The sequence below is a fragment of the Arhodomonas sp. KWT genome, from assembly GCF_010993615.1.
This window is the reverse complement of the sequence record NZ_WNXE01000117.1, coordinates 1-8859: the sequence shown is the minus strand read 5'-3', so window position 1 is coordinate 8859 and position 8859 is coordinate 1. Positions and strand designations below refer to the sequence as shown.

5 protein-coding genes are annotated in these 8859 nt (G+C 68.5%); all 5 read right to left on the bottom strand.

What is annotated here, in order from left to right; genetic code table 11:
* Positions 1–348 precede the first annotated feature (348 nt).
* Positions 349–2739, bottom strand: a complete 2391-nt coding sequence (locus G7A99_RS14075; RefSeq protein WP_163141192.1) for an MraY family glycosyltransferase — start codon at positions 2737–2739, stop codon at positions 349–351.
* A gap of 9 nt (positions 2740–2748) precedes the next feature.
* The gene (rfaH, locus tag G7A99_RS14070) at positions 2749–3252 is read right to left on the bottom strand and encodes a transcription/translation regulatory transformer protein RfaH (RefSeq protein WP_163141189.1); all 504 of its coding nucleotides are present in this window, start codon (positions 3250–3252) and stop codon (positions 2749–2751) included.
* Between the two features lie 117 nt (positions 3253–3369).
* Positions 3370–4422 (bottom strand): Wzz/FepE/Etk N-terminal domain-containing protein, encoded by a 1053-nt coding sequence (locus tag G7A99_RS14065; protein ID WP_163141186.1) that lies wholly within the window; start codon positions 4420–4422, stop codon positions 3370–3372.
* A gap of 177 nt (positions 4423–4599) precedes the next feature.
* Entirely contained in the window at positions 4600–5988 is a 1389-nt protein-coding gene (locus G7A99_RS14060) for a Wzz/FepE/Etk N-terminal domain-containing protein (RefSeq protein ID WP_163141184.1), read from the bottom strand.
* A gap of 208 nt (positions 5989–6196) precedes the next feature.
* The gene (locus G7A99_RS14055; RefSeq protein ID WP_163141181.1) at positions 6197–7423 is read right to left on the bottom strand and encodes a GGDEF domain-containing protein; all 1227 of its coding nucleotides are present in this window, start codon (positions 7421–7423) and stop codon (positions 6197–6199) included.
* Between the last annotated feature and the right edge of the window lie 1436 nt (positions 7424–8859).

The following is an 8859-nucleotide window of genomic DNA, read 5'->3' as shown; positions in this document are numbered from 1 at the left end:
GGCCAGGCCTGCTACGAAGACGCCGGCTGGACCCTGGACGAACGCTTCCTGACCTACCAGAAGTACCTGTAGGCGGGGCGCACCGGCAACCCAGGCGGGATGTTGGCTGCCAGGAGCAGCCAACCTACAACACTGGTCTCCTTCACGGGCATCCCGTAAAGGGTTCCCACCGGCAAAACCGGCAACCCCACAACTCCCGTAGGTCGGCTGCTCCGGGCAGCCGACATTCCCGGTGCTACCAGGCGGGATGTTGGTCGCCGGGAGCAACCAACCTGCAACACCGCGGGCCCCTCTCCCTTCACGGGAGAGGGGCTGGGGAGAGGGTGCGCCGCCGGTCGCCCGGCGGCGTCACCCCCGATGGATCCACTGCCGCTGAAAGGCTGCCGCCGCGCCCGCGGCCATGAGCAGGACGATGACGGTGCGGCTCGATGTATCGTCGATCTGTATCGCCAGCCCCAGCATCACCAGCACCGCCGCATTGGCCCCGAGCATGGCCAGGACCCACGACGTCGGCCATATCCGGTCCCGCGCCAGTGCAACAAACTGATAGAGCACGCCGACGACCACGGCCGCGAACAACGCCATTCCGACGAGGCCGAAGCCGACCGCCACCGCGCCGTATAGCGTGTTGTATTCCCGGAACGCCGACAGCGGTCCGTCGAACTGGCGCGGCGACATACGCGACCAGCCGAACACCGGGCGCTCGGCGATACGCTCCACCGCGCCCTGCCACAACTGCAGCCGCCGACCCGTGGAGGGATCCAGTGCCCGCGCCTGCTCCACTTCGCCGCCGAGATACAGCGCCGCGGCCTGAATCGGCTCGGCCAGATCGTCCCGCCACGGGCCGCTGCCGGTGATCACCACCTCCCAGGCCCCCAGTCCGACCACCAGGAACATGAAGGCCCCGCCGGCCAGCCCCAGCCACTGACGGCGATCCACGCCGTAGGCGATGGCGCCGGCGCCGATCACCAGCGCCCCCGCCATGGCCCCCACCCAGCCCGTGGTGTAGCGCGAGCCCACGAGCACGATGATCACCGGCACGCTGAGCGCCACGCATACGGCGAGGGTGAATACCGGTCGCCAGCCACGGCCCAGCCGGTGGACGGCGGCGATCATCCCGCCGAGGAGCAGCATCAGTATCACCGCCCCCAGGAAGCCGGAAGTCGACGCCGACCCCCAGGCTGCCGGATCGCTGAGCACGCCGGCATTGAGCTTGCCCCAGTTCGCCTGGGCGACGAACGCCACCCCGCCGCCGGCCACGAGCGACATGAGCATCCACACCCACTGCGTGCGCGCCCCGGCCAGCCACCAGCCCACCGGCAGACTGACCAGCCCGGTCACCCGGATGAGGTGGTCCCACGACGGCGTACCATCCGCAGGCGCATCGCCGATGACGGCGCGCGCGACGATATAACCGGTGAGCGCGAACACCAGCCACGTGAGCACCAGCCGGCGGGCATCCCGCCAGAAGGCCGGCAGCGCCATGGCCGTGGCAACCAGCACGAGCCCGATACCCAGGTTCATCCCGGCGGTGGAGAACGGGAGGCAGAAGATCGCGAGATAGATACCGAATAGCGCAATGGAGCGACGCCAGCCGTTCACCGGCGGCTGCATGATCACCCGCGCGGCCCCGACGCTGCCGAAGGGACCATGCCCCCCTTCCCAGCCCGCGTGGAGCCGGCGTAGCGCCCGCATCGTGTACCACGCATGGCGGATGAAGACGTAATGAAGCACGACCACCGCCATAAGACCGACAAGCAGCAGCCAGTCCGGCATCCCCGCCAGTCCGCCGAGGACGCCGACGGCCCCGAGCACCACGGCGATCAGGATCAGGCACAGACTCGTCTGCCCGGGGGTGTAGCCGGCGCGCAGAAAGATATGGTGCAGGTGTTCCCGGTCGGCGGCGAAGGGGCTCTGCCCCTTGCACAACCGCCGGATCATCAGGCTGACCGTGTCCACCACCGGCAGGGCCAGGACCCAGCCGTAGGCCACGGGCGGGAGCACGGGTTCCCGCGCCTGGGAGAGCTCGATGACGATCCACCCCACCGCGAGGCCAAGGCTCATGCTGCCGGCATCCCCGAGGAACACACTGGCGCGCCCGCGCCACGGGAAACGCATATTGAACGCGAGGAAGCCGGCCACACCGCCCATGAGCGCCGCGATCACCAGTGACAGCGCGCCGTCATTCTGAAGACCGGCCACGAACAGCAGCCAGCCGAGCATCACGAACACCACCCCGCCCACGAGCCCGTCCAGCCCGTCCAGCATGTTGGTGGCGTTGACCAGTCCGACGAGGGCGAAAATGGTCACCGGCGCCGCCCAGGCCTCCAGTCCGAATTCACCGGCCAGGGGAAACCCGCCGAGATGACGCACGACCTTGTCACCGGAGGCCACCACTACCGCAGCGGCGACCGCCTGGAGGAAGAGCTTGCTCGTACTCCGCATGTCCCGGATGTCGTCGAGCACCCCGCCGAGCAGCAGCAACGCCATAGCCGCGAACAACGCGCTCCTTGGTGCCAGCGGCACGGGGGCCGCCGCCGAGGCGAGCAGGAACCCGCCGAACACGCCGATACCGCCAATCAGCGGCACCGCGGCGGCGTGCCGCTTGCGCCCGCCCGGACGATCGATCAGGCCAACGCGTTCGGCGTACGGTCGAAGCAGGGCAATCACCCCGCTCGCCCCGGCAAGGGCGAGAAGGGCGACAGTCAGGTACTGAAGGGTGGACGGTTCCAGGCTCATGTGACGCGATCAGAACCGGCTGACGGCCTGCTCCGGCACCGTGACACGCCGGACACGGCGCATGAACTCGAGGAGCACGATCACCCGCTCCTCACCGCTGCGGGCCTGGAACACCGCCTCGAAACCGGCAAAGGGCCCGGACTCCACGCGCACACGCTCGTCCGGCCGGAAATCCCCGCCCGCGGCGGCGGGATCGATGGCACCGTGCTCGTCGCAACGCGCCCGCAGCCCGTCGATGACCGGATCGGGCACGGGCGGGACGTGATCACCCCAGCGAACAAGCCCGGCAACGCCCCGGGTCGAGCGGATCGGCGCCCAGCACTCGTCGACATCGTCCAGGCGGACGAACAGGTAGCGCGGAAACAGCGATTCCGTGCACCAGGTCATCCCGCCCGCACGGCGGCGCCTGATCCGCGTGACCGGGCGGAATACCTCGAAGTCCTGATTGCGCAGATGCGCCTGCGCGCGCGCATCCTCTCGGGGCTTGCAGTGAACGACATACCAGCGCTTCATGTCGGTTCCGCCTCATGCGTAACACACGTCATGCCGCGTCACACCTCATATCGCATTCTCCCTCATTCAAGGGGGATATGCGCCCTTCCGGCGCCGGACGGCCGCCGCACACCGACATCAGGTCTCCCGCATATGGGCATTCGCCCGGCTGACGAACTCGGCCCCAAAGGCCGCGAAAACGCCGAGCATCAGCCCCAGCACGGCCCCCAGTGCGACGATCACCGCGGACGACGGCCCCTGAGGACGGTCGGAACGGCGCGGTGCCGCCGCCAGCCGGGTACCCGTAATGGCCGCAAGCCGGTCGGCCAGCAGCGCGACCTCCTCCTCCCGGGACTCGACCTCGTTGCGGGCCGTATCGAGCCGGTCGTTCAGCTCGTCACGGCGCCGGGGCAGGTCCGTATTCAGCTCCGTGCGCAGGTCATCGAGGCGCTGACGTTTGAAGGCGACCTCGTTGTCCAGCAGCCGCCGCACCGCACTCACGGCATCGGGGGAGTCGGCAATCCCGTCCGGACGCACTGCTTCCAGCTCTCCCAGGGCCTGCTGCAGGGTATCGATCTCCTGGGTGAGACGGGCCGTGCGCCCGTCCAGCATCTTTCGACGCTCGACGATCTCTGTCACCGAATCACGCGCCGTGGCCAGCCGCCGCTCGGCACGCGACTGCTGCTGGCGCAGCCGGTTGCGCAGCCGTTCCGTGATCGGCGCGTGGTCCTCCGTCAACCGCCCCACCGCGTCCTTCATGACACTCGCATAGGCATCGCTGAGGACCTGCGCCCCCTTACCGCTGAGGCGTACGAGGTCCGCATCGCCGGCCACGCCCGCCTCCACCCCCGGCTCGGGGCTGTCCGGGTGCGCCTCGCTCCAGGCGGACGTCGCCTGGGGGATATAGATATCGTTGAACCGGGCGGCGACGGCCGACGGCTTCTCGACAGGCGTGGTGCCATCGTCCTGGGAGGCGATCTCGACCAGGGCGCGATACTCGAATACCGGCGTGCGCAGCAGCGCATACGCCACAGTCACGAGCACCACCAGGGCTGCGATGCCGAATAGCCAGAGCCGGCGGCGCACCAGTACGGCCCACAGGTCCAGTAGACTGATCTCATCGTCCGGGTAGGCAGGCCAGCTCGTTCCATCGGAACCTGGGGCGACGGTGCGGGGTGGGTGGTCGCTCATGGGTATCGCGGCTTCCGGGTGATGTTGCGGGCAGAGGTCCAGCGGAGCGGGACGATACCACAGGCCGTGGAACGCCCCGGCTCAGGATGCGCAATTTAACATCACAGCGTGATCGAACTCACACTCTATAGCACGAGAACGACACACGCCGGCGGCGCACACCCGGATTATCGACCATCAGCGAAGGAGGTGTCGGGCCCGCCCGACAAACTCCGCAAGAAAGGCGCCGAACAGGGCCATCATGGTCCCAAGGGCACCGCCCAGTGCCAGTATGGTGACCGCACCGGGGCCGATCGGGGAGGCACTGCGCTGGGCCACGAAGGCGGCATCCGTCGGCACGATCGTATCCGCCTCGTTCTCCGCGGCACGCACGGCACGAGACGCGTCCGCCACCGCCTCGCGGTGGGCCTCGCGCTCGCTCATCAGCGCCGTGCGGGCGCGGTCCAGCGCTGCACGCAGTCCGGCGAGTTCCCGTTGATAGTCCGTCGCGGCCTGCTCGTGTTCACGCTCCAGCTTTGCGAGATCCCCGGCGGCCCGTTTCCGGGCCCGGGCATTATTCTCCAACGCATTGGCGAGCTCGTCGCGACGATCCGGCAGGGTCACTCGCAGCCGTTCGGACAGGGTGTCCACGCGCTTGCGCATTCCGGCGATACGACTGTCGATGGTCAGCAGCGCCATGGCATCGGCCGGCGAACCGGAGCGATCAACGACACGCGCCCGGCTCTGCGCAAGCCGATCGAGAATCCGGCGTGCACCGTCGAGCTGCTCGTCCGCCAGCGCCTCGCGGTCTTCGAGCCGGGCCTGACGTGCCTGCAGCAGTCGACGCTCGTCGCCCAGGCCGTCGATCTTCAGCCGCGCCTGCTCGAGGGCCTTTGCGCGCCTGACCCGCTCGGTGTGGAAGACGCGCACCCGATGGACCACCGCACGCGCCGCCGAGGCCACGGCCTCCACCTTCGGCTGGGTCCGCGCACGCCGCGTGGCGTCTGCCTGCAGGTGCGCGAGGCGCGCCCGCGCCCGGTCCACGGCGAGGGATCTGTCCGTGCGGACCGTACCGAGACGCTTGCGATGATCGGCGATCAGTCGGTCCACGACGCCCTGATGCAGTGCCTGAATCCGCCTGGCATCGGCCTCTGCGGCCTCGCTTCGGAGCACGAACACCGGCGCGGCATCGGAGGCGGCCACCCTGCCCGAAACCGCGACCTTCGGGGCACCCCGCTCCGCCCCGGACTGCCGGCCCCGCACCACCGGCACGATGGCCTGCTGAAGACGCTCCCTCACCGTGGGTGAAGCCGCTACCGGCACGCGGTTCCGTTCCCCGGCCGGCCCCCTCAGGTAACTGCCGACCTCCAGCACGGTGGTGTAGGTATAGGCCGGCGTGCGCAGGGCGGCATAGAGGGCAGTCAACGCCACGATGGTGGCGAGAATGGCGGCCATCAGCCAGCGGCGCCGGTAAAGCACCAGTGCAAGATCGAGGAGGCTTATCTCGTCATCACCGGGCTGCAGGGCGGAAGCGACGGGATAGTGGTCCTCGCGGGCGAGCGCAGCATTCTGGCGATAACGGCTCATCGGGAAGTCGAGTCCTTTCGATAGGTAAGACGGGCACCGCCGGCGCCACCAGCGCCCGGACGGATAGCTTTCTACCGATACAGATTACCACACGCGCGCGCGAGGCCGCTCCCGGGACAGGCGGCCTCGGCGACGTGCAGACCCCCGTATTCAGAACGACACGGTTCCCCGCAGAGAGCGGCGCATCGCGGGACTCCGGCAGCGGGATTCAGCGGTCGGCGTAGAACGGCGTGCCCGGCTTCCCGGCAGCGTCCGAGAACACCACCCGGTCACGCCCCGCCGCCTTGCCTTCGTAGAGGGCCGCGTCCGCGCGGTTGAGGGCAGGCTCGATGTCGCTCTCACCGGGATGCACGAGGGAGACGCCGAGAGTGGCAGTAAGCGGGAGCGGCCCGGCGGGGCTGGCCACCGGTTCGCCCGCGATCGCCTCGCGGAGCCGCTCCGCCACGTCCCGGGCGCCGTCCAGGTCCGTCTGCGGCAGCAGCACCACGAACTCCTCGCCACCGAGACGGGCGATGATATCCGGCTCGCGGAGCACGTTGGCACACCGGCTCCCGAAAGCCACGAGTGCGGCGTCCCCCGCCGCATGGCCGTAGCGGTCGTTGATCGCCTTGAAGTGGTCGACATCGATCATGCACACCGCCGTGTCGCCGTCACCACGCCGGCGATCGCGCAGCACTTCGGCGGCCAGCTCGAAGAAACGCCGGCGCGAGCACAGGCCGGTCAGCTCGTCTTCCCGCGCAAGTCGCTCGAAGCGCTCCTGCAGCCGCTGACGCTCGGCGACCTCGCGTTGCAGTCGCAGATTCGTGAGACGTTCGTCCCGCAGCAGCGCGAACTGCTCCCGGCGCAGCCGGCCCAGCCGCAGAGCGGTGAACAGACCCACCGTGTTCACGAAAACCAGCAGCAGCGTCATCGTCGCCAGCAGCCGCTCTTGGTGCGGCGCCCAGATCATGACGGCGAGGAGGAACCCCACCCCGAGGTAGACGCTCTGAGCAATCATGAACGGGATACGATTGGGGATGAACAGATAGATCGTGATCACCACGACCATTACCGCCGGGATCTGCGTGTTGAGCGTTTCCGGGCGCAACGGCACGATCAGGATCACCACCGTCAGCGCCACAACCCACACGGCGTTGACGGGGAGTGCGTTATCAACCCGCGCCGGCCGTCGACTCACCGCCCAGGCCAGCGCCAGAGCGGAAACCACAACGATGACCCGCAGGGACACCAGGATGTAGAAGGCGGGACCGATGCCGATGAGGGCATAATCCGACAGGCCGAAGGAGAGAAACAGCGCCGCCGCCACGAGCAACGCGGCACGAAGCTGCCGCGCCGCCGAGTCACGAACGTAGCGCCGATACCGCCACTCCTGGCGACGGTTGACGAACTCGCCCGTCCACCGGGAAATACCGTGCCGCGATGATAACCCCGTCATGATTTCGGACTTCTACCGTGTCGCACACATCGGTGCAACAACGGGATCAACCGCCTCGCTCTCCACGAGGACTGCTTGTCGGCTGCCTCCGAGCAACCGACCTGCGGCTGACATCCCGGAGGTGGATGTGTGTACCGGCCCACCCAATGCTCCGGCGGACACGTCGCACGCCTTCGGCGCACGACCTACCATTGCTGCCGAAGGCAACCGACCGACCGGAAACGGCGCGCCGGTACACCGCCGGCGATCTCGGGTAGGTCGTGCACGGCCGAAGGCCGTGTGCGACAGCCCCGGCACGACCGCTCGAGACCTCGCAGACCGGCGGCGCACGACCTACCTTCTGCGTCACCGTGGTATCACGGACATAACGCCGATACCGCCACTCCTGGTGACGATTGACGAACTCGCCCGTCCAGCGGGAGATACCGTGCCCTGATGATAGCGCCGTCATGACCCCGGACTCCTACCGCCTCGCACGCCTCGGTGCAACAACGGGATCAACCGCCTCCCTCTCCACGAGGACTGCTTGTCGGTTGCCTCCGGGCAACCGACCTGCGACTGACATCCCGGAGGTGGATGTGTGTACCGGCCCACCCAATGCTCCGGCGGACACGTCGCACGCCTTCGGCGCACGACCTACCACTGCTGCCGAAGGCAACCGACCGACCGGAAACGGCGCGCCGGTACACCGCCGGGGATCTCGGGTAGGTCGTGCACGGCCGAAGGCCGTGTGCGACAGCCCCGGCACCACCGCTCGAGACCTCGCAGACCGGCGGCGCACGACCTACCTTCTGCGTCGCCGTGGTATCACGGACATAACGCCGATACCGCCACTCCTGGCGACGATTGACGAACTCGCCCGTCCAGCGGGAGATACCGTGCCCTGATGATAGCGCCGTCATGACCCCGGACTCCTACCGCCTCGCACGCCTCGGTGCAACAACGGGATCGATCGTTGCTGCAAACCGGCGCCACGCATCGACCGCCTGCGGTGCCCGATTACACGAACGGCCGATATGGCAGTAATGTTGGCTGCCAGGAGCAGCCAACCTACAAGCGCCCCCGCGCGACCAGCGCCGCGCTCTCCACGGGGGTGTCCCGCGGGTTGCCTGCAAACGACCGGTCCACGGCCTATATGGAACGGATGTCGGCTGCCAGGAGCAGCCGACCTTCGGGAGCTGCGGGGTTACCGGGTTTGCCGACAGTCCCCCTTACGGCACGCCGGTGAAGGGAACCGGTGTTGTAGGTTGGCTGCTCCTGGCAGCCAACATCCCGTCCTGCAGTGCCGGCAACGCCCACTGCCTTGCGCGACCGACCTCGCAACCCCGATGTGCGCGTTCTGCCAGCGCCACACAGGCACGGCAAAGCCAGGATGGCCGCCCTGGGGCGACCATGCGCAGACACGTCCACATCGGCTTCGGCGCCATCGCCGTGCC

What these genes read in the sequence shown, in the direction of transcription:
- G7A99_RS14075 (WP_163141192.1), bottom strand. Translation starts at nt 2,739, where the DNA reads ATGAGCCTGGAACCGTCCACCCTTCAGTACCTGACTGTCGCCCTTCTC.
- rfaH (WP_163141189.1), bottom strand. Translation starts at nt 3,252, where the DNA reads ATGAAGCGCTGGTATGTCGTTCACTGCAAGCCCCGAGAGGATGCGCGC.
- G7A99_RS14065 (WP_163141186.1), bottom strand. Translation starts at nt 4,422, where the DNA reads ATGAGCGACCACCCACCCCGCACCGTCGCCCCAGGTTCCGATGGAACG.
- G7A99_RS14060 (WP_163141184.1), bottom strand. Translation starts at nt 5,988, where the DNA reads ATGAGCCGTTATCGCCAGAATGCTGCGCTCGCCCGCGAGGACCACTAT.
- G7A99_RS14055 (WP_163141181.1), bottom strand. Translation starts at nt 7,423, where the DNA reads ATGACGGGGTTATCATCGCGGCACGGTATTTCCCGGTGGACGGGCGAG.